This window comes from Nocardia callitridis (assembly GCF_039543305.1).
Taxonomy (GTDB): Bacteria; Actinomycetota; Actinomycetes; order Mycobacteriales; family Mycobacteriaceae; genus Nocardia; species Nocardia callitridis.
In genome coordinates, this window is sequence record NZ_BAABJM010000002.1 from 1,872,607 (window position 1) to 1,899,198 (window position 26,592).

The 26,592-nt window shown below is 66.9% G+C and carries 25 protein-coding genes; 4 read left to right on the forward strand and 21 right to left on the reverse strand.

The genetic code is table 11. The annotated features are described in order from the left end of the window. The first annotated feature begins 2 nt into the window (after positions 1–2). Positions 3–1,466, forward strand: coding sequence for an MFS transporter (locus tag ABEA50_RS17275; protein WP_345496429.1), 1,464 nt, complete (start codon positions 3–5; stop codon positions 1,464–1,466). A 556-nt stretch (positions 1,467–2,022) separates the two neighbouring features. After that, positions 2,023–2,550, forward strand: coding sequence for a GNAT family N-acetyltransferase (locus ABEA50_RS17280; RefSeq protein WP_345496430.1), 528 nt, complete (start codon positions 2,023–2,025; stop codon positions 2,548–2,550). 162 nt (positions 2,551–2,712) lie between these two features. Here ABEA50_RS17280 and ABEA50_RS17285 read toward each other — a convergent pair whose 3' ends face one another. Together ABEA50_RS17285 and ABEA50_RS17290 are read right to left on the reverse strand one after the other, a co-directional pair. Continuing rightward, positions 2,713–3,636, reverse strand: a complete 924-nt coding sequence (locus ABEA50_RS17285; RefSeq protein ID WP_345496431.1) for a tyrosine recombinase XerC — start codon at positions 3,634–3,636, stop codon at positions 2,713–2,715. Between the two features lie 635 nt (positions 3,637–4,271). Further along, positions 4,272–5,147, reverse strand: a complete 876-nt coding sequence (locus ABEA50_RS17290) for a LysR family transcriptional regulator (RefSeq protein WP_345496433.1) — start codon at positions 5,145–5,147, stop codon at positions 4,272–4,274. Between the two features lie 108 nt (positions 5,148–5,255). Between ABEA50_RS17290 and ABEA50_RS17295 the strand changes: the two genes are divergently transcribed. Then, complete coding sequence (locus ABEA50_RS17295; RefSeq protein ID WP_345496434.1) at positions 5,256–6,254, forward strand: substrate-binding domain-containing protein; 999 nt, start codon at positions 5,256–5,258, stop codon at positions 6,252–6,254. On the opposite strand, the gene ABEA50_RS17300 is transcribed toward ABEA50_RS17295, so the two are convergent. The 12 genes from ABEA50_RS17300 to ABEA50_RS17355 form a co-directional block, all read right to left on the reverse strand. Continuing rightward, complete coding sequence (locus tag ABEA50_RS17300) at positions 6,251–6,547, reverse strand: hypothetical protein (protein ID WP_345496435.1); 297 nt, start codon at positions 6,545–6,547, stop codon at positions 6,251–6,253. The genes ABEA50_RS17295 and ABEA50_RS17300 overlap by 4 nt on opposite strands. Positions 6,548–6,878: 331 nt before the next feature. After that, positions 6,879–8,297, reverse strand: coding sequence for a DNA-processing protein DprA (dprA, locus tag ABEA50_RS17305; RefSeq protein ID WP_345496436.1), 1,419 nt, complete (start codon positions 8,295–8,297; stop codon positions 6,879–6,881). Positions 8,298–8,524: 227 nt separating this feature from the next. Next, a complete protein-coding gene (locus ABEA50_RS17310; protein ID WP_345496437.1) occupies positions 8,525–10,033 on the reverse strand; it encodes a YifB family Mg chelatase-like AAA ATPase in 1,509 nt (502 codons plus the stop codon). Continuing rightward, on the reverse strand, positions 10,034–10,390 hold the full coding sequence (locus tag ABEA50_RS17315; RefSeq protein ID WP_345496439.1) for a YraN family protein: 357 nt from the start codon (positions 10,388–10,390) through the stop codon (positions 10,034–10,036). A 108-nt stretch (positions 10,391–10,498) separates the two neighbouring features. Beyond that, on the reverse strand, positions 10,499–10,804 hold the full coding sequence (locus ABEA50_RS17320) for a DUF2469 domain-containing protein (protein WP_345496440.1): 306 nt from the start codon (positions 10,802–10,804) through the stop codon (positions 10,499–10,501). A gap of 46 nt (positions 10,805–10,850) precedes the next feature. Continuing rightward, positions 10,851–11,654 carry a ribonuclease HII gene (locus ABEA50_RS17325; RefSeq protein ID WP_345496620.1) on the reverse strand — a complete coding sequence of 268 codons (804 nt, stop codon included), beginning with the start codon at positions 11,652–11,654 and terminating at the stop codon, positions 10,851–10,853. A 121-nt stretch (positions 11,655–11,775) separates the two neighbouring features. Next, positions 11,776–12,564: a signal peptidase I gene (gene lepB / locus ABEA50_RS17330; RefSeq protein WP_425577627.1), complete on the reverse strand. Its 789-nt coding sequence runs from the start codon at positions 12,562–12,564 to the stop codon at positions 11,776–11,778. Positions 12,565–12,654: 90 nt separating this feature from the next. After that, positions 12,655–12,996, reverse strand: a complete 342-nt coding sequence (gene rplS, locus ABEA50_RS17335; protein ID WP_330249379.1) for a 50S ribosomal protein L19 — start codon at positions 12,994–12,996, stop codon at positions 12,655–12,657. A 194-nt stretch (positions 12,997–13,190) separates the two neighbouring features. Further along, a complete protein-coding gene (locus tag ABEA50_RS17340) occupies positions 13,191–14,060 on the reverse strand; it encodes a hypothetical protein (protein ID WP_345496443.1) in 870 nt (289 codons plus the stop codon). Between the two features lie 29 nt (positions 14,061–14,089). After that, positions 14,090–16,459 (reverse strand): Tex family protein, encoded by a 2,370-nt coding sequence (locus ABEA50_RS17345; RefSeq protein ID WP_345496622.1) that lies wholly within the window; start codon positions 16,457–16,459, stop codon positions 14,090–14,092. A 211-nt stretch (positions 16,460–16,670) separates the two neighbouring features. Then, complete coding sequence (locus ABEA50_RS17350; protein WP_345496444.1) at positions 16,671–18,314, reverse strand: AMP-binding protein; 1,644 nt, start codon at positions 18,312–18,314, stop codon at positions 16,671–16,673. After that, positions 18,311–19,960 (reverse strand): AMP-binding protein, encoded by a 1,650-nt coding sequence (locus tag ABEA50_RS17355; RefSeq protein ID WP_345496446.1) that lies wholly within the window; start codon positions 19,958–19,960, stop codon positions 18,311–18,313. The genes ABEA50_RS17350 and ABEA50_RS17355 overlap by 4 nt, the downstream gene beginning before the upstream one ends. Positions 19,961–20,054: 94 nt before the next feature. Here ABEA50_RS17355 and ABEA50_RS17360 point away from each other — a divergent pair, with 94 nt between their 5' ends. Then, complete coding sequence (locus tag ABEA50_RS17360; RefSeq protein WP_345496447.1) at positions 20,055–20,903, forward strand: helix-turn-helix transcriptional regulator; 849 nt, start codon at positions 20,055–20,057, stop codon at positions 20,901–20,903. 165 nt (positions 20,904–21,068) lie between these two features. Here ABEA50_RS17360 and trmD read toward each other — a convergent pair whose 3' ends face one another. The 7 genes from trmD to ABEA50_RS17395 all read right to left on the reverse strand — a co-directional run bounded on the left by trmD (position 21,069) and on the right by ABEA50_RS17395 (position 26,562). Then, positions 21,069–21,770: a tRNA (guanosine(37)-N1)-methyltransferase TrmD gene (gene trmD, locus ABEA50_RS17365; RefSeq protein ID WP_345496448.1), complete on the reverse strand. Its 702-nt coding sequence runs from the start codon at positions 21,768–21,770 to the stop codon at positions 21,069–21,071. 46 nt (positions 21,771–21,816) lie between these two features. Then, positions 21,817–22,341 (reverse strand): ribosome maturation factor RimM, encoded by a 525-nt coding sequence (rimM, locus tag ABEA50_RS17370; protein ID WP_345496449.1) that lies wholly within the window; start codon positions 22,339–22,341, stop codon positions 21,817–21,819. Beyond that, on the reverse strand, positions 22,342–22,584 hold the full coding sequence (locus tag ABEA50_RS17375) for an RNA-binding protein (RefSeq protein WP_345496451.1): 243 nt from the start codon (positions 22,582–22,584) through the stop codon (positions 22,342–22,344). Beyond that, positions 22,584–23,024, reverse strand: coding sequence for a 30S ribosomal protein S16 (gene rpsP, locus ABEA50_RS17380; RefSeq protein ID WP_345496452.1), 441 nt, complete (start codon positions 23,022–23,024; stop codon positions 22,584–22,586). The genes ABEA50_RS17375 and rpsP overlap by 1 nt, the downstream gene beginning before the upstream one ends. 374 nt (positions 23,025–23,398) lie before the next feature. Next, the gene (locus tag ABEA50_RS17385; protein ID WP_345496453.1) at positions 23,399–24,481 is read right to left on the reverse strand and encodes an amidohydrolase family protein; all 1,083 of its coding nucleotides are present in this window, start codon (positions 24,479–24,481) and stop codon (positions 23,399–23,401) included. Positions 24,482–24,582: 101 nt separating this feature from the next. Beyond that, a complete protein-coding gene (ffh, locus tag ABEA50_RS17390; protein WP_345496454.1) occupies positions 24,583–26,145 on the reverse strand; it encodes a signal recognition particle protein in 1,563 nt (520 codons plus the stop codon). A 102-nt stretch (positions 26,146–26,247) separates the two neighbouring features. Then, positions 26,248–26,562 carry a hypothetical protein gene (locus ABEA50_RS17395; RefSeq protein WP_345496455.1) on the reverse strand — a complete coding sequence of 105 codons (315 nt, stop codon included), beginning with the start codon at positions 26,560–26,562 and terminating at the stop codon, positions 26,248–26,250. Positions 26,563–26,592 lie beyond the last annotated feature (30 nt).

Genomic DNA, 26,592 nt, shown 5'->3' on the forward strand with positions numbered 1-26,592 from the left:
GAGTGGAATCGAACATTGTGCGAGACCCCCGTCGCTGGTGGATTCTCGGAGTCCTGTGCCTGTCCCTGCTGGTGCTGATGATCGACGGCACCGTCCTCAATCTCGCCATCCCGTCGCTGATCACAGACTTGAACGCCACCCCATCCGATGTCCAATGGATTTTGGACGCCTACGTGCTGGTGTTCGCGGGACTACTGCTCACCGCGGGCAGCCTCTCGGACCGATTCGGCCGACGCCGCATGCTGATCGTCGGGCTCGCGCTGTTCGGGGCCGCCTCCGCGGTCGCGACACTGGCCACCGAGCCGTGGCAACTCATTGCCGCACGAGCGGCCATGGGCGTCGGCGGATCGGTACTGATGCCCTCGACACTGTCGATCCTGATGACCACCTTCGCCGACGACGAACGACGCAAGGCCATGGCCGGCTGGAGCACCGTCTCGATGGTCGGCGTCATCGCCGGGCCGACGGTGGGTGGGTTTCTGCTGCAACATTATTGGTGGGGATCGGTGTTCCTGTTGAACATCCCGGTCGCGGCGGTCGCGATCGTCGCCGCGCTGGTCTTGATGCCCGAAAGCCACGGCGAACAGCGTCCGGTCGACCTGGTCGGCGTGCTGCTTTCCATCGTCGCGCTGGTCTCGACCGTCTACGTGATCATCGAACGCGAAGGCAACCTCGGCATGATCGCGCTGGCGATCCTCGCCGCCGTCGGTTTCGTGCTGTGGGAGCGTCGATCCGAGCATCCGATGCTGCCGCTCCAGGTCTTCAACAATCGCGACTTCACCGGCACCTGCCTCACCCTGCTGCTCATGGTGTTCGGGATGGGCGCCATCATGCTGATGCTCACCCAGTACCTGCAATTCGTGCTCGACTACGGGCCGATGAAGGCGGGTCTGGCGCTGCTGCCCTACGCATTGGCCGCCGTCGTGTTCAACGGCCTCGGCGCGACTCTCGGCAAGAAACTCAGCAACAAGACGCTGATCGTTTCCGGGCTCGTGGTCTGCGGTGTCGCCTTCTCGATTCTCGCGCTCGGCGACGGCTACCTCTGGGTGCTGGTCAGCATGCTGGTGATGGGAATCGGTGGCGGGCTCGCCGGTCCCGCCGCCTACGCCTTGATCATGAACGCCATCCCGGTGCAGCACGCCGGCGTCGGCTCGGCCATGAACGACACCCTGCAACAAGTGGGAATGGCGATCAGCATCGCACTGCTCGGCAGCGTCTTGGCCGACGTCTTCACCGCCAATATGCCCGAGGACGCTCCCGAGGCAGCGCGCGAATCCGTCGGCGCCGCTTTCCAACTCGGCCTCACCGATGCGGCGAATACCGCCTTCACCGCTGCCATGTCCACCACTTCATGGATCAGCGCGGGCTTCAGCTTCGCGGCGGCACTGCTCGGAGCGGCACTGCTGCGCACCAAACCCGCACCCGCACAGTCTCCCTCGGATTCGGAGGCGGTACCCACGGCGTGACGCGTGGGCCGGATTCGCCATGCTGAGTTCACGGCACCACGCGGACACGAAATCTGGACACCGCGGACCCGACAGCGAACGGGTGTATCCCTGAAATGCCGCGACATCGACTGGGAGCACGCAACCGAGACACCAGGAGGCGTTGAAACGCGTGTCGCTGTGTCCGCCGTGTCGAATGCGTACCCGCGCACCTCACACCGCAGGTACGCGGGCGCGTGTGCGCAGATGAATTCCCAGCCCAGCGATGGGAATACGAAGTGGCTCGCGCTGAGATCCGAACGACGGCAACCGCATTCATGCCGGGTGGCACGGCGTTGAGGTCACGGAACGAACAGGGTTCCGCAGCGAAACCGCACGCGCCGGGATGCTGCGCCAAAATATTCCGCCGGAGAGTTGCGCAGCGGCTCCGATCGCGTTCCTCGACGGCCGGAAACTCGGCGACGAAGGGGCAGCAATGCGCCGCCTGAGGACATCCGCCCAGTGACTCGAGGAGCACGGCGAATGTGCCCCGCACCGGACCGGCCCGACGAGGAGACATAGATGCGATAATCCCCCGGTGAACGTGACCATCAGGGCGCGGAACGCAGCCGACCTCCCCGCGTGCGCCACCGCACTGCGCTCGGTACACGAGGCCGACGGGTACCCGGCGGTGTGGCCCGCCGCCCCCGAATCCTGGCTCACCCCAACAACACTCCTTGAAGCAATGGTCGCCGAGGTGGCGGGAGCCGTGGTCGGTCAGGTCTGCGTCGCCGACGGCGAGGTGCCCGCCGTGGTCCGCGCGCGACTACCGGAATCCACCTTCATCTCGGTAACCCGCCTGTTCGTCATCCCCGCACTGCGCGGCCACGGAGTCGGGCATCGACTACTCGAAGCCGCCGTCACCGCGGCGGGGCACCGAGGACGCAGAGCGGTGCTCGATGTCGAAACCGGCGGCCGGGCAGCGGTAACCCTGTACGAACGCGAAGGATGGACACGGGTACACAGCGGCCCCGGCGACTGGATCACCCACGACGGCCGCCTGGCCTGGCTACACCACTATGTGAGCCCGGCGTGCGATCACCGTTGGCGCTCCACCCGAGGTTGACGCCTGCCGCCGTGTCGGCGATGCGGGTGAGTTGGTCGCCGCCGGTGACACCGCAGGCGTGTCCACGTGGATGATCGCGGAGCCACTCGGCGATCTCTGCCGCGCGCTCGGCGGCAGCGGCAACCGGCGAACACCTGCTCGCTCGCGAGGGAAATTCGCCGGTCAAGCGCGGGGGTGGGCCTGATCGTGGACCTTTTTGAGGCGGTCTATCGAGACGTGGGTGTAGAGCTGGGTGGTGGCCATGCTGGCGTGGCCGAGTAGTTCCTGCACTACGCGTAGGTCGGCGCCGCCCTCCAACAGGTGGGTCGCGGCGGTGTGGCGCAGGCCGTGTGGGCCGATGTCGGGGGCGCCGGGGATCGCGGAAACCACCTCGTGGACAACGGTTCTGGCCTGACGTTGATCCAGTCGCTTGCCGCGCCGACCGAGCAGCAGCGCGCGGCCGGACGCGGCGGCGGCGAAGGCCGGTCGGCCATGTCTGAGCCAATGACCGATCGCCTCGTCGGCAGGAACACCGAACGGTACGGCGCGCTCCTTATTCCCCTTGCCGATCACGCGGACCACGCGACGTCCTCGATCGACATCCTCGATGTCGAGACCACACAGCTCGGCGACCCGAATCCCGGTCGAATACAGCAATTCGACGATCAATCGATCGCGCAACGCCATCGGATCGTGCTGGGCGGCACCTGATTGCGCGGCGTCCATCGCGCCCAATGCCTGCTGCTTGCCGAGGACCGCGGGCAGCGTCCGATGTGACTTGGCCGAACCAAGGCGTAGGCCGGGGTCGGTGGATAGTCGGCCGGTCGCGGTGAGCCACGCGGTGAAAGTACGCGCCGAGGACGCCCGCCGCGCCATCGTCGTGCGCGCCGCACCCTTCGCGGACAGGTCAGCCAGCCACGACCGCAGCAACAGCAGATCGAGTTCGCCGACCGCCGAATCGCTCGATCGCTGGTACAGGTGCGCCAAAAGCGATCGGGCATCCCCGAGATAGGCACGCACCGTGTGCGAGGAACGATTGCGCCCGAGAAGGAGATGCCTGCCGTATTCCGTCAGCAGCGCTTCCAAATCATCGGGTAGTTCGTGCATCGCTCTACCGTTGCCACTGTGACCCGTAATGGCAAGCCCCCGCGCCGATTCGGCTACATCACAACCCAAAACCCGGGCGTGTCGGAATTCGCGACACGCCACGAAATCGATAGGCGGGCAGACTTGCTCGGATTGCCGAACCATTTGCCGCATCGCGCGCACGGCGATAACCAGCGCGTGCTCGCGTCCGCCAAGACCCCAACACCGCAGGCAGCGGCGGTAGCGGTCGCGTCAAGCGCGCCAGAATCCGGCTGCGCGGATTTGGCTGAGCAGAGCCATGATTCACCGAGCGATCGGGTCACGTGGGGCGAGCCGAACGAGGCAGCCAGCACGAACACCCTTCGAATCAACGGTGGACGGTCTCCGACCGCACCGCGCACGCACGCGTCGTCTACACGCTACAACTCGGCCGGGAACCTCACTCAGCACCACCGCTCCACAGCCAGAGCCGCCGCGACTCGACAGCTTCCGCCACCGCAACGAGACTCGTGCATCGCCTGTGGTCAGCCGCGCTGACGATCGTTGCCTCGCTACAACTCGGCCGGGAACCTCACTCAGCACCGCCACCCCACAGCCAGAGCCGCCGCGACTCGACAGCTTCCGCCACCGCAACGAGACTCGTGCATCGGCTGTGGTCAGCCGTGCTGACGGTGGTTGCCTCGATACAGCTCGGCCGCGATCCGTACGAACGAGCCGATCAGGGGTGATGGGCGGTGTGCCGACCAGGCGAGGATGAGGATGCTCGGTGGTCGGTCGGTGACAGGGATGGTGACCAGTCCGGCGGGTGTCAGCTGGTCCAAGGGGGCGAGTGCTGACATTCCGTTCCACAGCACGGCCTGCAAACATTCCTGGATGGTGCGCAGCGCGGGTCCATGGTCGGGCGCGGTGGTCGATCCGGTCCAATAGGCGCGCCAGATTCGATCGGTGTCCGGCGGTAGCCGCACCCAGCGCCGGTCCGACAAATCGGCCAGGTGTACCGAATCCTGACCCGCCAGTGGATCGTCCTCGCGGACAACCAGTCCGACCGGTTCGGTATGCAGGACGTGGGTGCGTAGTCCGGTGGCCTCGAACGGTAGCCGCGTCAGCGCGACATCGACGAGTCCGGCGCGCAGACCTGCGCTGGGATCGCCCAGGTCCGCCTCGTGAATGCGCACCGACACGGTCGGGTGGCGTTCCCGAAACGCGGCGGCGATCCGTCCGCCAACGAGCTCCACGGTGTCGGCCAACGATCCGACGGTCAGGGTGGCATCGCCCGCCGAGGAGCGCACGCGCGTCTCGAGCCGATCGGCCTGCTCGAGCAGTGACCGCGCGTCCGCGTAGAGGACGGTGCCCGCTTCGGTGAGCTCGACGCCACTCGGCGTCCTGGCGAACAGGGCGACGCCGAGGTCGGCTTCGAGGCGCTGCACGGCTCTACTCAGTGGTGGCTGGGTCATGCGGAGCCGAGCGGCCGCCCTGCCGATATGCCTTTCCTCGGCTACGGCGACGAAGTACCGCAGTCCACGTAGGTCCACCGGCAACACCATACCTATCCGGTATCGCGTGCACCCCAAAGGTGTTGGCCGCTCGGCTGGGTCGTCACGAGGATCGAAGTGCTAGCCCACGAGGAAAGGAACAGCACGATGAGCGATCTGGACCTGCGGATCGGCGCCTTCCGCTATGACACGACCGAGGCGCTTTTCGACGGCTCGGTGACGGTGTCCGGCGCCCGCAGCACCACGATGACGACCGCGACGACCCTGCCCGAGATCTTCCAACGCGTCGCGGACGCCGAGGTGCCCGTATCGGAATTCGGACTCACCTTCCTGCTGCGGGCACTCGATCAGGGTGTGCCGCTGGTGGCCGTACCGGTCTTCCCGGTGCGGATGTTTCGGCACTCGGCGATCTTCGTCAACACCGGTAGTGGCATCACCGGGCCCGCCGACCTGGTGGGCAAGACGATCGGCGAATTCGGCGTCTACGGCCAAGATCCCGGAGTCTGGAACAAGGGCATTCTCGCCGACGAGTACGGCTTCCGCCCCGAACGCAACCGCTGGGTGATCGGCGGACTGGAACATCCCGCGCCGCCGTTCACCTTCACCAGCCATCCCCATCCCGATGGCGTCGACATCACCGCCGCGCCGGAGGGCACAACACTGTCGGACCTGCTCGATTCCGGCGCGATCGACGCGCTTTTCACCGCCAACGCACCACAGCGGTTCCTCGACGGCGCACCGCACATCACCCGACTCTTCCCCGACTACGAACCCCTCGAACGCGATTACTACCGGCGAACGGGAATTTTCCCGATCATGCACACGGTCGTGGCACATCGAGACCTGTTCGACCGCGAACCGTGGCTCACTCGCGCGCTCTACACTGCATTCTTGGACGCCAAACAGGCTGGTGCCCAACGTTATCGACGGTTTCGCCAGCTCTATCAAGCACCACTGATGGTGCCGTGGATCAACGCGCTGATCGAGGAGAACGACCGCCTGCTCGGCGCGGACTGGTGGCCCTACGGTATCTCCGCGAACCGCACGGCACTGGACACCTTCCTGCGCTACCACTACGAACAGGGCCTGTCCGCGCGCCGATGGACCATCGAGGAAGTCTTTGCCCCCGAACTCCTCGACACCTAGGCACCCACCCGCCGCACCCCGACCCCGCGTCGTGTCGTGGCATTGCTGCGCAGCGCAGCAATACCGCCCAGCACAGCACTACTGCCCGACACAGCACTACTGCCCAGCACAGCATTGCTGCCCAGCACAGCATTGCTACCCGGCACAGCGTTGCTGCCCGGCACAGCATTGCCGCCCAATACAGCATTACTGCCCAACACAGCATTGCTGCGCAGCGTGCATTGGGCGCGGCGGCGGAGCAGTTGTGCGGCCTCGGAGTTGTTGGGCACCACCGCAACTGGTCCGGCACTCACCGCGCAGTCCGGCGGTGGCACAGCGCCAGTGCGGTCGGCGGCGGGTGGATCTCTCGGCGATCTTCGTTCCAGTTGCCGCACCGCAGGATTCGCAACGGCCGAGAACATGCTTCGGTCCGGTGAATTGCCTCCCTCCCGGTAGCCCTTGACTCTCGGCAGTTCTGATCGACACGCATAACGCTCCGGCATTGGTCGACGACCCCGAGTGGTGAGTGGCGAGATGTGGTCGGCATCGAACTACTCGATCACCATTCCGACGGGGCACGCGCCCGCCCAACACCTTCCAACATCGGTCGGGATGTTTCCCGAACGAGTTGGCGCGTGGACTTCCTCAACGCCGGACGGCGATTCGGTGCCAGCCGTTGTCGTCTACGCCGACCATGCCCGCCAGTTCGAGAGCGGGGAGTATCGCGCGAATCGCCGGCAGCGGTAGCTCGCTGTGGCGGGCGAGCTCGCCGGGGGTACGGCTACCGACCTTGGGCAAGGCGGCGTAGACCACTGCCTCGTCGCCGGACAGGGCATCGGAGGGGGACGCGGTAGCACCCATCGAACCTGGCAGCGACAGACGCAACGGGCCCGCCTCGTCGATCACCTCTTCCGCACGCGTGACCAGGATCGCCTCACCTTCACGGATCATTCGATGGCACCCCACCGACGCGGCGGAGGTGGCGGGACCTGGCACGGCGAGTGTGGGGCGACCAAGTCTTCGTGCCCACTTCACCGTATTGCGCGCACCGCTGCGCATTCCCGCCTCCACGACGAGCACACCGTCGGCGAGTGCGGCCACCAGCCGGTTTCGAGCGAGGAAGCGGTGCTTGTGTGCGGGGGCGCCCGGCGGGTATTCGCTCACCACCACACCGGATTCGGCGATCCTCGCCAGTAACCGTTCGTGCTGCGCCGGATAGGGACGGTCGACGCCACAGGCCAGCACGGCGATCGTCGCGCCGCCCGCCGCGAGCGCCGCGCGATGCGCCGCGCCGTCGATGCCGAACGCGGCGCCCGACACGATCGTCCACCCGCGCGCGGCCAAGTCACCCACCATGTCCTCGGTGACGCGGTCGCCGTACCCGGTGCTCGCCCGTGCGCCGACCACCGCGAGTGCCTGCGTACTCGATTCGAGTAGCGATCCGGTGCCCCTGGCCCACAACACCAGCGGCGGCGCGCCATCCCGGTCACGTTCGGCATCGAGCTGGCGCAATCCGAGCAGGCGCCATGCGGGCCACTCCGGGTCGTCCGGGGTGATCACGCGGCCACCCAATCGATCCATCAGCTCGAGATCTTGTGCTGCCGAATCGATTCCGCGGCGTCGCTCGGTAGCTCCGCGCAGTGACTGCGGAAGTTCACATTCTCGGACGGCCCGCGCCGCTTCCAGAACGCCCACCGAATCGATCAATGCCGACAACGCGGCACACGGCCCTTCCACCACGCGGGACAGATACACCCACGCCAACCGGCGCTCCTGCGCCTCGGAAGGTGCCGCCGAAATCCGCTGCCGATCACCGGTTCCCGACCACAACCGGGCACCGCCGACTTCCGGTTGCTCGAGCTGGTCCCCCGAACCACCTCTCGAACTTCCCCAACCGACGTGGTCGAGGTCGATCGCGTCCAGATCGACCGGCTCCGAATCGGCGCGCGCCGCAAATGGCCCTGTACGCCGCGACGGCACCGCGAGTAATCCGGATGCCGAGATCTCGGAGCGGTCCGACTCGGAGCACTCCGAATGCGCGATATTCTCTTGCGCACCAACCATTTTCGCGTCCTCCTTCCGTGACGACTCGGCGTTGGGTCCCCTCCGATCCGCGGCTTCCGACGCCGATCCCACCAACAGCGCGACCTCCGTCCCCGCACGCCGCAACCCCGAGCCCGTCGAATCCTCACCCCCGACCCCCGACGCCTTAGATCCACGCGATACCGACCGGGCACCAACGGATTCCGTCGTCTCCGGCGGACTCTCCGCCGCCCGCGCGCGGTCGGCACTCATTGCCCACCTCGCTGCCGAAAGTTCAGGGCGGCAAGCACATCCTGGGTGGCGGGCTGGTCGGCGCCGCGCAGATCACAGATTGTCCAGGCAACGCGGATCGCACGGTCGGCTGCGCGCGCCGACATTCTGCCCAGCCGCAGCGCGGTCTCGACCGGTGCGACCGTCTCGGCGGGTAGCCGAAAGCGTTGCCGCAGAATATGGCCGGGCACTTCGGCGTTGGTGAGCCAGCCGAACTCCTTCCAGCGTTGCGCCGCCGCCTGCCTGGCCACGATCACGCGCGCACGCACCACCGCGCTGCTTTCGGATTGTTCGGCGCCGAACCCCGCGCCCGCCTGTCCGTGCATCCGCACCCAGATATCGATTCTGTCCATCAGTGGCCCCGACAGCTTGCCGAGGTAGCGACGGCGAGCCAGCGGCGCGCAGATGCAATCGACGTCGCGCGCCGGAGCACACGGGCACGGATTCGCGGCGAGGATGAGTTGAAAGCGGGCGGGATACCGCGCGACACCGTCGCGTCTCGCGATGCGAACCTCACCTTCCTCCAACGGAGTACGCATCGCCTCCAGCACCTTGGTGCCCAGCTCGGCGCATTCATCCAGGAAGAGAACGCCGCGGTGCGCCCTGCTGACGGCACCGGGACGGGCCGTGCCGGAACCGCCCCCGATCATCGCCGTCGCGGAGGTCGAGTGATGCGGAGCGACAAAGGGCGCGGTGGTGATCAGCGGCTGATCGTCCGACAAGGTGCCCGCCATCGAATGCACGGCGGTCACCTCGAGCGATTCGGACTCCGACAACGGCGGCAGCAAGCCGGGAAGTCGTTGCGCGAGCATGGTTTTCCCGATCCCGGGCGGGCCGGTCAGCAACAGGTGATGCCCGCCGGCGGCGGCTACCTCCAGTGCCCAGCGCGCCTCCTCCTGGCCGACGACCTCGCTCAGGTCACCACACGCTGCCTCGGAGTCGATCGGCACGCCGCTGGACCGCGAGAGCTCACCTTCCCCGCGCAGCCAGGCGATGAGCATGCGCAGGCTGCCCGCGCCGAGCACGTCGATACCGTCGACAAGACCGGCTTCGGACAGCGAGGCCTCCGGTACCACGACGGCCGACCAGCCCGCATTGCGCGCCGCGATCACCGCGGGCAATACCCCGCGCACCCGCCGCACCCTGCCGTCCAACGAAAGCTCGCCGAGCAGAACGGTTTTCGCCAGCTTCTCCGAGGGCACCGCGCCGGCGGCGTCCAGCACCGACGCCGCGAGGGCGAGGTCGTAGACGCTGCCCACCTTCGGTAGGGTCGCGGGCGAGAGTGCGAGAACGACCCTGCCGTCGGGCCATTTCTCCCCGGTGTTCGCCACCGCCGAGCGCACGCGGTCGCGCGATTCCTGCAATGCCGTATCGGGGAGACCGACCAGATGCACCGAGGGCAGTCCCTGGCCGATGTCGGCCTCGATCTCGACCAGCAGCCCGTCTACCCCGGTAACGGCCACCGAATGCGCATGCCCGAGCACCATTCAGAACACCGCCGGAAGGTGTTCGATGCGTGGCTGTTGCCCGTGCGGCATCAGGATCGACACCACATCGAACCGGATCCGCCGCCACGGCCCTTCCTGCTGAGCCAGCCACAGCAACGCCAAGCGGCGGATGCGCTGCTGCTTGGTGAAGGTGACCGCCTCGGCCGGAGTGCCGAAACCGAGCCCTGAACGGGTCTTCACCTCGACGAAGGCGGTGACGTGATCGTTCTGGACGATCAGGTCGAGTTCGCCGTAACGGCACCGCCAATTGCGGCCGACGACGTTCATCCCCGCCGCTTCCAGAAATTGCGCCGCGAGTTGTTCGCCGCGGGCGCCGAGCGCTTGTTTGTCATTCACCTCGCCAGATTGCCGACCAGCGACCTCAACTCAGACGCGACGACCTGGGCGAATACAAAACCTGTGGACAAACGAAAGCTGTGGACAAACGCGCACGTCGCCCGGGTCTCACTCGGGCAGGCGCAGGTCCGGCTTCTCGAGTTCCTCCACGTTCACGTCCTTGAAGGTGATCACCCGCACGTGCTTGACGAACCGCGCGGGGCGGTACATATCCCACACCCACGCATCGCTCATCCGCACCTCGAAGTACACCTCACCGTCGGCGTTCTGCGGGCGCAGCTCCACGGAGTTGGCCAGGTAGAAGCGGCGCTCGGTCTCCACCACGTACGAGAATTGACCGACGATGTCCTTGTACTCGCGATACAGCGAGAGCTCCATCTCGGTTTCGTACTTCTCGAGGTCCTCGGCACTCATCGGGTGGGACGTCCTCCTTCTCGCCGCACTGCGTCGTGTGCTGACATCATCGCGCATGGCCGAGGTCGGCAGCCACTCGGCTACCCGTCCACTCGGCCCCCGGAAAATCCACGCTGGACTCTTCGGTCGGTACTTCGTCGAATTCCCCCGCGAGCACCGCGTCGGCGTCCTCGGCGACCGCGCTCACCGGCCGCAGTCCGGCCGCCTCGCGCACATTGCGCCAGGAACGCCGGTGCTCACTACTCGGCCCGAGCCGACGCAACGCGGCGGTGTGATCGGGCGTGTTGTAGCCCTTGTGCGCCGCGAAACCGTAGCCGGGAAACTTCGCGTCCAACTCGACCATCATGCGGTCCCTGGTCACCTTCGCCAGTATGCTCGCCGCCGCGATGCACGCCGCCGTCGCGTCGCCCCCGATCACCGGCAACGACGGCACCGGGATACCCGGTACGCGGAAACCGTCGGTGAGCACGTAACCCGGATCGGCACGCAATCCGGCGATCGCGCGCCGCATGCCCTCGATATTGGCGACATGGATGCCGATCGAGTCGATCTCCCAGGCGGGCACCACAATCACCTGCCACGCCAATGCGAGGCGGGTGATCACCGGGTAGAGCTCCTCACGCGCCGACTCGGTGAGCTTCTTCGAGTCGTCGAGACCGGCGAGCTTGTCGTACGCCTTGGGTGCGAGCAGACAGGCACCGACCACCAACGGACCCGCGCACGGTCCACGGCCCGCCTCATCGACCCCGGCGACGGGCCCCAGACCACTACGGATCAGCGCCGCCTCCAACGTGCGTAGGCCAGCGGCCTTGCGCATCACCACCCGCGGCGGCCAACCGGTGCGCTGCACCGCGAGGCCGCGCGCGGCGCGACTTTGCCCTGCTCGGCTCGACCCCGCTCGGGTCTGCTTCTGACGACCCTGCGCCACCTGAACTTGCCCCACCGTTCGATTATCTCGCCGACCGTGCCGGTCAGTTCGCCTGGGGCTGCTCGGACCGCACGGGACCGATCCTGCTCGGCGGCCAGATCTTGAATACGGCCTTGCCGCGCACGTTGTCGACCGGGACCGTGCCCTGGAGTTCATCGGAGATGTGGGCGCGCGAATCGGCGGAATTGTTGCGGTTGTCGCCCATCACCCACAGGTGCCCCTCGGGGACCTTCACGGCCTTGAATTCACGGCCGCCGCGCGGGCTGAACGGCTGGCCCGCCACATACGGCAGCGTGTAGCGCGCGTACGACTCGTCCAACGCCTTACCGTCGACCTTGATCCTGCCCTCGGTGTCACAGCACTCCACGGTCTGACCTCCGACCGCGATCACGCGCTTGACCAGGTCGTTCTCGTCCGGTGGTACGAGTCCGAAGAAGGAGAAGAAGTTCTGCACACCACGCTTGGTGGCGTTGTCGGAGCGAATCGACTGGTAGGCGGTGTTCCATGAGGGCGGACCGACGAAGACCACCACGTCGCCCGGCTCGGGGTCGCCCCAGTAGTAGCTCAGCTTCTCGACGTAGATGCGGTCGCCGGTGCACCCGGCACAACCGTGCAGCGTGGTTTCCATGGATTCCGAAGGAATCACGTACGGACGACCGATAAAGGTGACCATCAGCGCCGCGATCACGGCGGCGATCACGATGAGGATCGGTAGTTCCTGCCAGAACGGGCGTTGCTTCTTCTTCGTCTTGACTCGCCGACTACCCCGACGCTTTCCCGACTCCTCGTCGCCCGATTCGGACACCGACACCGACCCACTTTCGTCTGCCACGCGAACAGATTAGCCCGGCACCGTGACTACCGTCCGATGCCGGGCTATCGAAGAAAATCCTTCGGCGAGCTGACTCGCCGAACAACTAGCTCAGCGCTTTTCCTTGATCTTGGCGGCCTTGCCGCGCAGATCGCGCAGGTAGTACAGCTTGGCCCTGCGGACGTCACCGCGGGTCACGACATCGATGTGGTCGATGTTCGGGCTGTGCACCGGGAAGGTGCGCTCCACGCCGACACCGAAAGACACCTTGCGGACGGTGAACGTCTCGCGAATGCCACCACCCTGGCGCCGAATGACGACGCCCTTGAAGACCTGGACGCGCTCCTTGGAGCCTTCGATGACCTTCACGTGCACGTTCAGCGTGTCGCCGGGGCGGAAGTCGGGGACGTCGCTGCGCAGCGACTTCTCGTCGACGAAGTCGAGGGTGTTCATTTTCCATCCTTATGGGTTCGAACGAACAGAGGACCCTGGCGACACTGAACGTGCTCGACCGGTTCATGCTCCGAGTATTGGGGTCACGCCGAGCCGAACCACTCGGGGCAACCCGAGCATTGTGCCAGATCGGCGGGTCCGAAAAGAAATCGGCCCACCCGTCAGCCAGCAGACTACCCGCCCACCCGAGGAGGTCAGCGCCCGGATTCCGATTCCGACGGCCACCTAGGGTGCGCTCGCTGCGGCGCGGGCGGTGCGGGCAGCACCGTCCTGGTCAATTCCGCCTCGGCGGCGGTACGCACGTGCTCGGGATCGGGCTTGCCCGCGACCAGGTCCTGGACGAAGATCTTCGCGCGGATCACCGGCCGACGGTAGCGGCGTTCACGCACGATCGAGCGATACATCAGGCGCCGCCGTTTCGCGTATCGCCAGCGCGCCCACGGTGCACCCGGCCTGCTCAGCCGGAACGCGCCGACGAAAAGCAGCGGCAGGAAGAACATGCCGAACAGGCCGGTCCAGATCTTGCCCTTGGCGATCACGACCGCCGCCAAGGCGAGGTTGACCAGGGAGAACCCGACTACGAACAACTCGACATCGCGGCCGGGCGCGCTGCGGAAGTCGTTGATATCGAGCATCCACAACGGGTGAAAACCCAGGAGCAGCAGGCCGGTCACCGCGAGCGCGACGAACACCGCGTCGACCGAGGTGCGGCCCTGCTCTTCCCAGTACACATCGCGCAGGTAGAAGATCAGCGCGAACTCGTCGAGCACCAGTGCCGCGCCCACCCCGAAGGTGGCCGACAGCAAACCGGCGGTCGTCGTGCTCGCGGTCTCGAACACCGCCACCATGCCGAGGCCGGAGGCCAGAACAAGCACCACCCCGAAGACCATGTGGTGAATGTGCACCCCGCCGGGCCGCACATTGCCCGGCCACCATCGCACCTGCTTGCGAATCAGCCGCACGCTGAGGCGGATGAACAGGAACCCGACGATGAAGCCGAGCAGGAAGCACAGCAACGGCAGCCGTCCCTGCCCGATCACGTCGTCGTCGAGCCACCGCCGCACGGCCGCCTACCTCCCGCCCTCCAGGGTGGTTACTTCCCGAAACCGGCCCGCCGCAACGCATCCGCCATCGAGCCGGTGGGCGCGGGAGCGTTGCGGCGCTGATTGCCGCCGCCGCGCGCCTGCTGCGGCTTGCCCTGACCTTGGCCTTGCCCCTGCGGCTTGCCGCTGCCTTGTCGGCCACGACCGCCACCGCCGTCGCGCTGTTTGGCCTCGCCGCCCGTGCGGCGATCACCGCCGCCCTTGGCGGGGGCGCCCGGCTCGTCGTCCAAGCGCAAGGTCAGACCGATGCGCTGACGCGCCACATCGACCTCGAGCACCTTCACCTTCACCACATCGCCGGATTTCACGACTTCCCTCGGGTCCTTGACGAAGTTGTGCGACATCGCCGACACGTGCACCAGACCATCCTGGTGCACACCGACATCCACGAACGCGCCGAACGCGGCGACGTTCGTGACGACACCCTCCAGCACCATGCCCGGCTTCAGATCGGCGACCTTCTCGACGCCGGCGGCGAACTCGGCGGTCTTGAACTCCGGACGCGGGTCGCGACCCGGCTTGTCCAGTTCGGAGATGATGTCGGTAACGGTCGGTACACCGAAGCGCTCGTCCACGAAGTCGTCGGGCCGTAGCGAACGCAGAGTGGTGGTGTTGCCGATGATCTCCGCGACATCCTTACCGGTGGATTCCAGGATGCGCCGCACGACGGGGTAGGCCTCGGGGTGCACCGAGGAGGTGTCGAGCGGGTCGTCGCCACCGCGGATACGCAGGAAGCCCGCGCACTGTTCGAATGCCTTCGGCCCGAGCCTCGGGACCTCGCGCAGCGCGGTCCTGCTCCGGAAGGGGCCATTCTTGTCCCGATGCGCCACAATGCTTTCCGCGACCGAGCCGGCGATACCGGACACCCGCGACAGCAGCGGCACCGAGGCGGTGTTCACGTCGACACCGACGGCGTTCACCGCGTCCTCGACGACCGCGCCCAGCGACCGGGCGAGCAGGGTCTCGGACACGTCGTGCTGGTACTGGCCGACACCGATAGACTTCGGATCGATCTTCACCAATTCGGCCAACGGGTCCTGCAAACGTCGGGCGATGGAGACCGCCCCGCGCAACGACACGTCCATGTCGGGCAGTTCCTGGGTGGCATAGGCCGACGCCGAGTACACCGAGGCGCCCGCCTCGGAGACCACGATCTTGGTCGGCTTGTTCTCCGGAATTCGCGAGATCAGTTCCACGGCAAGGGCATCGGTCTCCCGTGAGGCGGTGCCGTTGCCGATGGCGATGAGGTCGACCTTGAACCGTGCGACCAGCGCGCCGAGCACGGCGAGCGACTTCTCGGTCTGACCCTGCGGCTTGTGCGGGTAGATGACCTCCGTGGCGACGGCCTTACCGGTGCCGTCGACCACGGCGACCTTCACGCCGGTCCGGTAGCCGGGGTCGAGGCCCATGGTGGTGCGGGTGCCAGCGGGTGCGGCAAGGAGCAGGTCGCGCAGGTTGGCCGCGAACACATCGACGGCATCCCGTTCGGCCGCCTGACGCAGCCGCATCCTGGTGTCGATACCAAGGCTCACTTGCAGTTTCGTGCGCCACGCCCAGCGCACCGTATCCAGCAGCCACTTGTCGGCGGCACGATTCTCATCGCGAATATCGAACCGTACGGCGATCCGACCCTCGAAGATCGAGCGCTGCCCCGGCTCCAGTTCCTCGGTATCCGGTTCCAATTGGAGACTGAGCACGTCCTCTTTCTCGCCGCGCAGCAGCGCGAGAATGCGGTGCGAGGGCAGCCGGTCGAACGGCTCGTTGAACTCGAAGTAGTCGGCGAACTTCGCGCCCGCCTCCTCCTTGCCCGCACGCACCGAGGACACGACCTGTCCGCGATTCCACATCAGCTCACGCAGCTCACCCACCAGATCGGCGTCCTCGGCGAAACGCTCGACCAGGATCGCGCGAGCGCCGTCGAGCTGTTCGGTGGAGTACTGGGCGGGGTCGGTGGACGGGTCACCGATCAACGCGTCGGCGACCGGTTCGTGCCCCGCCTCGCGGGCGATCTGCGCCTTGGTGCGCCGCTTCGGCTTGTAGGGCAGGTAGATGTCTTCCAGCCTGGCCTTGGTCTCGGCGAGCATGATCTGGCCGCGCAGCGCGTCGTCGAGTTTGCCCTGGCCGTCGATGGATTCGAGGATCGCGGCCCTGCGCTCGTCGAGTTCGCGCAGGTAATGCAGGCGCTCGTCGAGCTGACGCAGTTGCGCATCGTCGAGCCCGCCGGTGATCTCCTTGCGGTAGCGCGCGACGAACGGCACGGTGGAGCCGCCATCGAGTAGCTCGACGGCGGCGCGCACCTGACTCTCCCGCACCGCCAACTCGTCGGCGATGCGGCGGTTCACGCTGGCATGACCCGCGATATCGGAACGTCGGGTCGCGGGAGCACTCGTGGCTTCGGACGCGCGGGGCGCGTCGGTCACGGTATCGGCGGATTCCGCTTTCTCGGTGGACCCTGCGTTCTCGGTGGACTCTGCACTGGCGGTCTCGGGCGCTGTCGTCACGACCGCAGACACTACCGTCGTCCACCGACACGCGACTCGCGCCCAGGCAATGCCTCCGCACGCTCGGCTATCACTCCTGGTCAGGCTGATCGAGTAGCGCCACCGACAGCTCGCGCATCTCGGCCTTGCGTACCTTGCCGGTCACCGTCATCGGAAACTCCTCGACCACATGCACATAGCGGGGAATCTTGAAGTGCGCGAGCTTGCCGACACAGAACTCACGCAGCGTCGCCGCATCCAAAACCGCTGCGCCCGCGCGCATTCTGACCCACGCCATCAATTCCTCGCCGTACTTCGGGTCCGGCACGCCGATCACCTGCGCGTCCAGGATGTCGGGGTGGGTGTAGAGGAATTCCTCGATCTCCCTCGGATAGACGTTCTCGCCACCACGGATGACCATGTCCTTGATCCGTCCGGTGATCGCCACATAACCGTCCGCATCCATCACGCCGATATCGCCGGTGTGCATCCAGCGGGCGGCGTCGATCGCCGCCGCGGTCTTGTCCTCGTCACGCCAGTAGCCGAGCATCACCGAGTAGCCGCGGGTGCACAGCTCGCCCGGTTCACCGCGCGGGACGGTGAGTCCCGTTGCCGGATCGACGATCTCGATCTCCAGGTGCGGGCCGACCCGGCCCACGGTCGCGGTGCGGTGTTCGATGTCGTCGTCGCGCCGGGTCTGGATCGACACCGGGGAGGTTTCGGTCATTCCGTAACAGATGCACACCTCGTCCATGCCGAGCCGGTCGATCACCCGCTTCATGACCTCCACCGGACACGGCGAACCCGCCATGATGCCGGTGCGCAGTGAGCTGAGATCGGCTGGCGTGTCCCCCGATTCGAGGAACGCGTCCAGGTCGCTGAGCATCTCGATGAACATCGTCGGCACGCCGTAGAGCGAGGTGCAGCGTTCGGCGGCGACAGCCTCGAGGGTCTTGCGCGGATCGAACGAGGGCGCGGGAATCACCACCGCCGCACCGTGGGTGGTACTCGCGAGGTTGCCCATCACCATGCCGAAGCAATGATAGAACGGCGGCACGACACAGATCCGGTCCTGTTCGGTGTAGCCACACAGCTCGCCGACGAAGAAGCCGTTGTTCAGGATATTGTGGTGACTCAACGTGGCACCCTTGGGGAAACCCGTTGTGCCGGAGGTATATTGGATGTTGATCGGATCATCGACCGACAGCTGAGCGGCCAAGCCCGCCAAACGGTCGCCGTTCACGACCGCCGTCGTCAGCCGCTCCCATTCCGGCGAACCGAGTAGCACCACCTGTTCCAGTGCAGGACAGTTCGGGCGGGTCTGCGCGATCATCGCCGCGTAGTCCGAGTTCTTGAAGCGCTCGGCCGCGATCAGCATCCGCACTCCGGCCTGCCCGAGGACGTACTCCAATTCGCTCGTTCGATACGCCGGATTGATATTGACCAGGATCGCGCCGATCTTCGCTGTCGCGTACTGCACGAAAAACCACTCCGCGCAGTTGGGCGCCCAGACGCCGACCCGGTCGCCCTTGCGAATGCCCGAGGCGTCCAGACCGGTGGCGACCGCGTCGACAGCGTCGGCGAGTTCGCGGTAGGTCCAGCGTCGACCGGAAGCGCGGTCCACCAACGCTTCCCGATCGGGAAACGCCGCGACGGTGCGGTCGAGGTTTCCGCCGATGGTGTCGCCGAGCAGCGGGGTATCACCGACCCCCGAGGCGTAACTCGGTTCGCTCATTTGCGCACCTCGTTCCCCTCGCGCTGACGCAACACGAAACGTTGTACCTTGCCACTGGGTGTCTTCGGCAGACCCGACACGAAATGCACGGTCCTCGGGTAGGCGTGTGCCGCGAACTTCTGCTTCACCAAGGTCTGCAACTCGGCTTCGAGTTCGGGGCCGCCGCCCGCGCCGCCGTCGTCGCGCAACACCACGAACGCCTCGAGCACCTCGCCGCGCAGCTCGTCGGGCATGCCGACCACCGCGGCCTCGGCGACCCGCTCGTGCATCACCAACACGCTCTCCACCTCGAAGGGCCCGATGCGATACCCGGCCATGATGATCACGTCGTCGTCGCGGGCGGAGAAACGAAAATGGCCGTCCGCGTCCTGAGAACCGGCGTCGCCGGTGAGATACCAGCGTCCGTCGGCGGTGTAGCGCTGGGCGGTGCGCTCCGGGGCATCGAGATATCCGGAAAACCAGAGCAAAGGGCTGGCGTGGGTATCGATCGCGACACGGCCCAATTCGCCTGCCTGGGCGACGATATCGGCGTCGTCGGCGAGGATCGCACACGACCAGCCCGGCAGCGCACTGCCCATCGATCCTGCGGGCACCTCGTCATCGAGATCGGGATGCCAGGCATGACAGACCACCATGCCGTGCTCGGTCTGCCCGTAATGGTCGCGGACCGCGACACCCAACTGCTCGCGCGACCAACTCACCACCTCGGGTGTCAGCGGCTCCCCCGCGGACGACGCGCGACGCAACCGCACCCGGTTCGCCGGCGCCGCGGCCGTATCCGCGCGCAACGCGCGGTAGACCGTCGGCGCCGCGGCGAAATTGGTGACACCGAAACGTTCGAGCACCTGCCAGGTCAGCGGCACCGAGAACCCCGCGTGCAACAGAATCGTGCGGATTCCACTGACCAGCGGCCCGAGGATTCCGTAGTAGAGGCCGTAGGCCCAGCCGGGGTCGGCTGCGTTCCAGAAGACGTCGTCGGGACGCACGTCGAGGGCGAATTCCTGATACGCGTGAAACGACGCCAACGCGCGCAACGGGATCGGTACACCCTTCGGCGTGCCGGTGGTTCCGCTCGTGAACAGCTGCACCAGCAGCCCGTTCCCGCCGACGGCGACCGGGTCGTCACGGTCGGCAACCGGGTGCGCGGCGAGCAGCTCGGCCATGCTCAGTTGGCCCGCCGCCGCGGGACCGTTGACGATGACGCGCCATGACGGGTCGCCGGGCAGGTCGGGCCCCGGCGCCAGCTTGGCGACCTGATCGGCGTCGGCGATGACCAGCGCGGCATCGCTCACATCCAGGCGCAGCGCGATTGCGGGCGGCGCGAACGCGGTGAACAGCGGAACATGCACCGCACCGCGACGCCAGATTCCCAGCAGCGCCACCACCAATTCCGCCGACTTCGTCATCAGGGTCGCCACCCGGTCGCCGCGTGCGACACCGAGATCGGCCAGCGCCTCGGCGAACCGGGCCGAACGCTCGCGCAGCTCACCGTAGGTGAGGTCCACCGACGACAGGTCCTTCTCGACAACGGTGCAGGCGATCGCGTCGGCGGGATGCCGATCGCACAGCAACTGCGCGGCCGAGGAGTCCGGCCGGTCGTAGCGGTCGAGTAACTCACCAACCCGCGCATTCAGGTCCACACTCATCTCGCTTCTCTCATCCCGTGATCCAGCTCACCCCCGTACGACTAGGATGTGGGGCGCACCGAGTTCGCCACTACCCCCGAAAAGGGGTGACCCGATGGTTCACACCGTTCTTCGCCCACGTGACGGCGACGCGTTGCGCGCGGAGATCCGCCGGGTGGCCGACCAGGCCGGGGTTCCCGTGGTGTTCGGCGGTGAGGTGCACGAGGACGCGCTGCTGCTCACCGAGTTCTACGGAACACTCACCAACGGTTTGCGCGAACTCGCGGTGCTGCGTACCTCCGGCCTCGGTGGGCGCGTGATGGATTCGCGCCGCCCGGCCTCGGTGGCCGATTATCGCAGGGCCGCGACCATCACCCATCATTACGACGGGCCGGTCACGGGTGAGCGGATTCGTTCCGTGCTGGCCGTGCCGGTCGTCGTCGAACACCGTTCGCGTGCCGTCATCTACGCCGCGACCAGGGGAGAAAACCCGCTCGGCGATCGCGCGGTCGATCTCGCGGTGCGCGCGGGTCGACGGCTGGCCGGTGAGATCGGCGTACGCGACGAGGTGGACCGCAGGGTGCGCATGCTCGAAGTAACGGCCCCCTCCCCCGATACCGGCCCGGCCGTGGCCGAGGAACTGCGCGATATCAACGTCGAGCTACGCGGGATGGTGTGCTCGGCCCACGACGACGAGCTCCGCGAGCGCCTGCACGCACTGTCGGATCGCCTCTCGCGCGCACTCGTCGGCGACCTCGCCCCCGACGCGCCCCGCCTGTCGCGCCGCGAACTCGACGTCCTCGGACACGTGGCCCTCGGATGCACGAATCAGGAAACGGCACAACGGCTTTCGCTCGGACCCGAAACCGTGAAAAGTTACCTGCGCAATGCGATGAGCAAGCTCGACGCGCACACCCGGCAGGAAGCCGTCGTCACCGCCCGCCGTCTCGGCTTGCTGCCCTGACACGGCCACCGCTTGATCACCCGAGTCCGGCCATGGATCGCGCCCACAACGACGCGGCGATCACCTCCCCGGCGCCGACGACAGCACGCAGCGATCACCTGAGGTACCCCGCCGGTGCCCGTACCGACAATCGCCGCCTACCACGCGGCCAGCTGTAACTCGGTACTAGTCGGGGGAGTTCTCGTGCGGCGGCGTCAGCAGGTCCGGTCGACGGTTCCTGGTGCGACGCAGAGATTGCTCGTGGCGCCACGCGGCGACCTTCGCGTGATCGCCGGACAGCAGGATCGGCGGGACGTGCAGCTCACGCCAGGTCACGGGGCGAGTGTAGCTGGGTCCCTCCAGCAGGCCGTCGGAGAACGAATCCTCTTGGTGGGACTGCTGATTGCCGAGCACGCCGGGCAGCAGCCGGACCACCGCCTCGGTCATCACCAGTACCGCGGCCTCGCCGCCGATCAGCACGTAATCGCCGATGCTGACCTCTTCGACGCGCACGCGACGGGCGGCGTCATCGAAGACCCGCTGATCGATACCCTCGTAGCGCCCACACGCGAACACCAGATGCGATTCGTTCGCCCAGCGCTGAGCGGTCTCCTGTGTGAACGGGACACCCGCGGGGGTGGGAACCACCAGTACCGCGTCGTCGGGGCACACCTCGTCGAGGGCATCGCCCCACACCGTGGGTTTCATGACCATGCCCGGCCCGCCACCGTAGGGCGAATCGTCGACGGACTTGTGCACGTCGTGCGTCCATCGACGCAGGTCGTGCACGTCGACGGAGATCAGGCCCTTGTCGATGGCCTTGCCGAGCAACGCCGTGCGCAGTGGTTCGAGATACTCGGGGAAGATCGTGACGACATCGAGTTTCACGTCGAGCTCCTGTGCGTGCGCGAACCCCGAGCACCGTCGAGGTCGATCATTCCGGATCGAGCAAGCCCTCGGGCGGATCGATGACGATCAGCTTCTCCCGCACCGAGACGGTGGGCACGATGGCGGTGACGAACGGGATCAAGATTTCCCTGCCGTCCTCGGCCGCGGTGACCGAAAGCAGTTCTCCCGCAGCGGAATGCAGCACTTCACGCACCGTGCCGACCACGGTCGAATCGGTGAGCTGAACCGTCAGCCCCTCCAGCTCGTGGTCGTAGTATTCCTCCGGGTCCGCCGAAGGAGGAAGATCGGCGCTGTCGATGAAGAACAAGGTGCCGCGCAAGGCGTCGGCCGCCTCGCGACCGACGACCCCGGCCAGCACCACCAGAAGTCGGCCCGAATGCTCTCGGGCCGACTCCACGGTGAAGTCGCGAACTTCCTTGGATCGCGCGAGTCGACCGCGCAAGGTGACGCCGGGCGCGAAACGCGCCTCCGGCTCGTCGGTGCGTACCTCGACGACCAGCTCACCCCGCACACCGTGCGACTTGGCGACCCGTCCTACGACGAGTTCCATCTACTGGTCGGTGTCGACCACGTCGACGCGGATACCGCGCCCGCCGATACCGGCGACCAGGGTGCGCAGCGCGGTCGCGGTGCGTCCGCTGCGACCGATCACCTTGCCGAGGTCGTCGGGGTTGACATGCACCTCGACGGTGCGGCCGCGACGACCGGTGATCAGTTCGACCCGGACGTCATCGGGATTGGCGACAATGCCGCGAACCAAATGTTCCACGGCATCGGCGACGACCGCACTCATTACTCGGCGGCCGCTTCATCGGCCTTGGTGTCACCCTCGGCGGCGTCCTTCTTGGCGGCCTTCTTCTTCGGCGTCACGGCCTCGTTCACCGGCTCGTTGTCGGCGGCGGCCAGCGCGGCGTTGAACAGATCCAGCTTGGAGGTCTTCGCCTCCTTCACCTTGAGGGTGCCCTCGGCGCCCGGCAGGCCCTTGAACTTCTGCCAGTCACCGGTGATCTCCAGCAGCCGCTGCACGGGCTCGGTCGGCTGCGCGCCGACACCCAGCCAGTACTGCACACGCTCGGAGTCGATCTCGATCAGCGAAGGCTCTTCCTTCGGGTGGTACTTGCCGACGGACTCGATGGCCCTGCCGTCGCGGCGGGTGCGCGCGTCGGCGATGACGACGCGGTACTGGGGGTTGCGGATCTTGCCCAAGCGGGTGAGCTTGATACGAACAGCCATGATCGGTCTGCCTTTCAGGTACGGCCGTCAGCGCGAGGCGACGACCTGTGGTCACGGGCGCAATTCAGCGACCCGCATGGTCTGCGAGCCCGGTTTAGCGCTTGGAGTGTGTGACCGCCGCGCGGTACGTAACCGGAGACGGGCTGACACTTTGTCCGGAAGGACGATGCTCGATTGTGCCAGACACCCACCTCCCCCAAGAAATCGCGGCACTTTTCGCCCCGCAGACCACGAGGACCCACCCACCCCACACACCCAGGCGCCTCAACCCTGAATTCACATCCACACCCCGCACACGACCCGGCGACAGCTGGCACACGCCGCGATAACCCCACACACCACCCCACACCCTTCGACCCCCAAGCTCCCACCCGCTAGTCGAGTTCGGAAGCGTGCAGCCGCCCGCGCAGAACTACCGCACGCGGTGCCGCCAAGATCTTCTGCGGGTCGGTGCGTGGATCCTGCTCGTAGACAACGAAATCCGCGGGCGCGCCGGGTTCGAGGCTCGGGTGGCCGAGCCAGGCACGAGCGTTCCACGAGGCGGCCCCCAAGGCGTCGTGACCGGATAACCCCGCCTCCATGAGCGCGGCGACCTCGTCGCGAATACGCCCGTGCCGAATCGAGCCACCCGCGTCGGTGCCCGCGAAGATCTGCACCCCGGCCGCGTGCGCCTTGCCGACGGTGTCGCGGGAGCGACGGTGTAGATCGCGCATGTGTGCGGCGTAGGTGGGGAATCGGACGGCGCTGTCGGCGATCTCGGGGAAGGTGTCGATATTGATGAGGGTGGGGACCAGCGCGGTGTCGTGGTCGACCATCATCGCGATGGTGTCGTCGGTGAGCCCGGTGCCGTGTTCGAGGCAGTCGATCCCGGAGTTGATCAGGCCGGGCAACGCGTGTTCGCCGAAGACGTGCGCGGTGACACGCGCGCCGTTGGCGTGTGCCGCGTCGATGGCCTCCTTCAGGATCCGGTCGCTCCACAGCGGACGCAGGTCTCCCACTTCGCGGTCGATCCAGTCGCCGACGATCTTCACCCAGCCGTCACCACGCCGAGCCTGCTCGACCACCGCGGCGGGCAGCTGATTCTCGTCTTCCAGGTCGAGGCCGAGGTCGCGGATGTAGCGGCGCGGGCGGGCGAGGTGGCGGCCCGCACGGATCACCCTGGGCAGATCGTCCCGGTCGTCGACGAAACGGGTGTCGATCGGCGACCCGGCGTCGCGCACCAGCAGCACACCCGCGTCACGCTCGGTCTCGGCCTGCGCCAGCGCGCCGTCGCGGTCCTCGTGGCCACCGCCGTAGCGGATGCCGATATGGCAGTGCGCGTCGACGAGACCCGGCACGATCCAGCCGTCCTCGCACAGTGTTTCCGCGCCAGGAACCGGGTCGTCGGAGATCAGTCCGTCGCGCACCCACAGATCACGCGTCCGGCCGTCGGGGAGAACAACACCACGCAGATGCACGGCGACCTTCCTGTCGTCGGTTCGTCCGCGACGACCGAATGGAGCCAAAACCAGTCGTGGTGCCGCACGAATCCCCGTGCGGCACCACGACTTACGGGAGATTACTGCTTGGGGAACTTGAGTTTGGACAGGTCGAAGCCCTCGAGTCCCGGCGGCAACTGGTCCAGGCCCGACGGCATGTTCGACACATCGGGCATCCCCGGCGGCAGGCCGGGCATCCCACCGGGGAAACCGCCGCGCACCTTCGCCTGGGTCGGGCCGCGCCCACCCTTCTTGCCCTTCTTGCCCTTCTTGGTGTTCTTGCCGCCGCGTCGAGCGCCAGGCATCCCCATCTGGCGGCCCATCGCCGCCATCATCTTCTTCGCCTCGAAGAAACGATCGACCAGCTGGTTCACCTCGGAGACCTGCACGCCGGAACCGTTGGCGATGCGCAGGCGGCGGGAGGCGTTGATGATCTTCGGATTGTCCCGCTCGGCACGGGTCATCCCGCGAATGATCGCCTGCACCCGGTCGAGCTGACGGTCGTCGACCTGCGACAGCGCGTCCTTCATCTGGCCCGCACCCGGCAACATGCCGAGCAGATTGCCGATCGGGCCCATCTTCCTGATCGCGAGCATCTGGTCGAGGAAGTCCTCGAGCGTCATCTCGCCGCTGCCCATCTTGCGGGCGGCTTCCTCGGCCTGCTGCTCGTCGTAGACCTGCTCGGCCTGCTCGATCAGGCTGAGCACATCGCCCATGCCGAGGATGCGGCTGGCCATCCGGTCGGGGTGGAAGACGTCGAAGTCCTCCAGCTTCTCGCCGCTGGAGGCGAACATGATCGGCGCGCCGGTGACATTGCGCACCGACAGTGCCGCACCGCCTCGGGCGTCACCGTCGAGCTTGGTGAGCACGACGCCGGTGAACCCGATACCGTCGCGGAACGCCTCGGCGGTGCTCACCGCGTCCTGGCCGATCATCGCGTCGAGCACGAACAGCGTCTCGTCGGGCTGCACGGCGTCGCGAATGCCCGCGGCCTGGGTCATCAGTTCGGTGTCGATACCGAGCCGACCCGCGGTGTCGACGATCACCACGTCGTATTGCTTGGCGCGCGCCTCGGCGACACCGTCGCGTGCGACGGCCACCGGGTCGGCGGCCGTGATGCCGAGTTCGTTGTCGCCACCACCGACGGAGGTGCCGGGGTGTGGCGCGAACACCGGAACACCCGCGCGCTCGCCGACCACCTGCAGCTGCGTGACCGCGCCGGGGCGCTGCAGGTCACAGGCCACCAGCAGCGGCTGATGTCCTTGTCCGCGCAGCCATTTCGCGAGCTTGCCCGCGAGGGTGGTTTTACCGGAACCCTGCAGACCGGCGAGCATGACGACCGTCGGTGGGTTCTTGGCGAGGCTCAGCCTGCGGGTCTCGCCGCCGAGAATGCCGACGAGTTCCTCGTTGACGATCTTGACGACCTGCTGTGCCGGGTTCAGCGCACCCGACACCTCCGCGCCCTTGGCGCGTTCCTTGATCCTGGCGATGAACCCACGCACCACCGGCAGCGCGACGTCGGCCTCGAGCAGGGCGAGTCGGATCTCGCGGCAGGTGGCGTCGATGTCGGCCGGTGACAGACGCCCCTTACCGCGCAGATCCTTGAGGGCACCGGTCAGCCGGTCGGACAGGGATTCGAACACCGATCGCGCTCCTGATCTCGGGGGACGTCACAATTACCCTCCAGGGTAATGGGATCCTCCGCGTGTCCACGCAGGCGGTGCGTCGTTCGAGCGTGCCGGCGGTCAGTCCAGGGCTCGCGACCGGGGTGCGACCGACTTGCGGTAGTCGTGGTTCTCCTCGGCGACCATGAACACCGCCTCGCGGGCGGTCAGCCCCAATTCCAAGGAAAGATCGTCCAGCGCAGCCCATTCCGCGTGGGTGGGAACGGGCGAGCTGGCGATCGTGGAGGCGATGGTCATCGCGGTCACCGCCTGCTGCGCGGTGAACGTCCGACCCGGTAGCCAGGAGACAACCCACCGATCTCCACCGACACAGCGAGCCATATGCGCGGTCTCGTCACTGGTCATCATCGACGCCGAAACGACTTCAATTGCCACCGACCTGCTCCCCTCGTGCTCGCGACAGCC

What these genes read in the sequence shown, in the direction of transcription:
- ABEA50_RS17350 (WP_345496444.1), bottom strand. Translation starts at nt 18,314, where the DNA reads ATGAGCGAACCGAGTTACGCCTCGGGGGTCGGTGATACCCCGCTGCTC.
- ABEA50_RS17375 (WP_345496451.1), bottom strand. Translation starts at nt 22,584, where the DNA reads ATGAGTGCGGTCGTCGCCGATGCCGTGGAACATTTGGTTCGCGGCATT.
- ABEA50_RS17355 (WP_345496446.1), bottom strand. Translation starts at nt 19,960, where the DNA reads ATGAGTGTGGACCTGAATGCGCGGGTTGGTGAGTTACTCGACCGCTAC.
- rimM (WP_345496449.1), bottom strand. Translation starts at nt 22,341, where the DNA reads ATGGAACTCGTCGTAGGACGGGTCGCCAAGTCGCACGGTGTGCGGGGT.
- rpsP (WP_345496452.1), bottom strand. Translation starts at nt 23,024, where the DNA reads ATGGCTGTTCGTATCAAGCTCACCCGCTTGGGCAAGATCCGCAACCCC.
- ABEA50_RS17320 (WP_345496440.1), bottom strand. Translation starts at nt 10,804, where the DNA reads ATGAGTGCCGAGGACCTCGAGAAGTACGAAACCGAGATGGAGCTCTCG.
- ABEA50_RS17285 (WP_345496431.1), bottom strand. Translation starts at nt 3,636, where the DNA reads ATGCACGAACTACCCGATGATTTGGAAGCGCTGCTGACGGAATACGGC.
- ABEA50_RS17310 (WP_345496437.1), bottom strand. Translation starts at nt 10,033, where the DNA reads ATGGTGCTCGGGCATGCGCATTCGGTGGCCGTTACCGGGGTAGACGGG.
- rplS (WP_330249379.1), bottom strand. Translation starts at nt 12,996, where the DNA reads ATGAACACCCTCGACTTCGTCGACGAGAAGTCGCTGCGCAGCGACGTC.
- ABEA50_RS17360 (WP_345496447.1), top strand. Translation starts at nt 20,055, where the DNA reads ATGGTTCACACCGTTCTTCGCCCACGTGACGGCGACGCGTTGCGCGCG.
- ABEA50_RS17295 (WP_345496434.1), top strand. Translation starts at nt 5,256, where the DNA reads ATGAGCGATCTGGACCTGCGGATCGGCGCCTTCCGCTATGACACGACC.
- dprA (WP_345496436.1), bottom strand. Translation starts at nt 8,297, where the DNA reads ATGGTTGGTGCGCAAGAGAATATCGCGCATTCGGAGTGCTCCGAGTCG.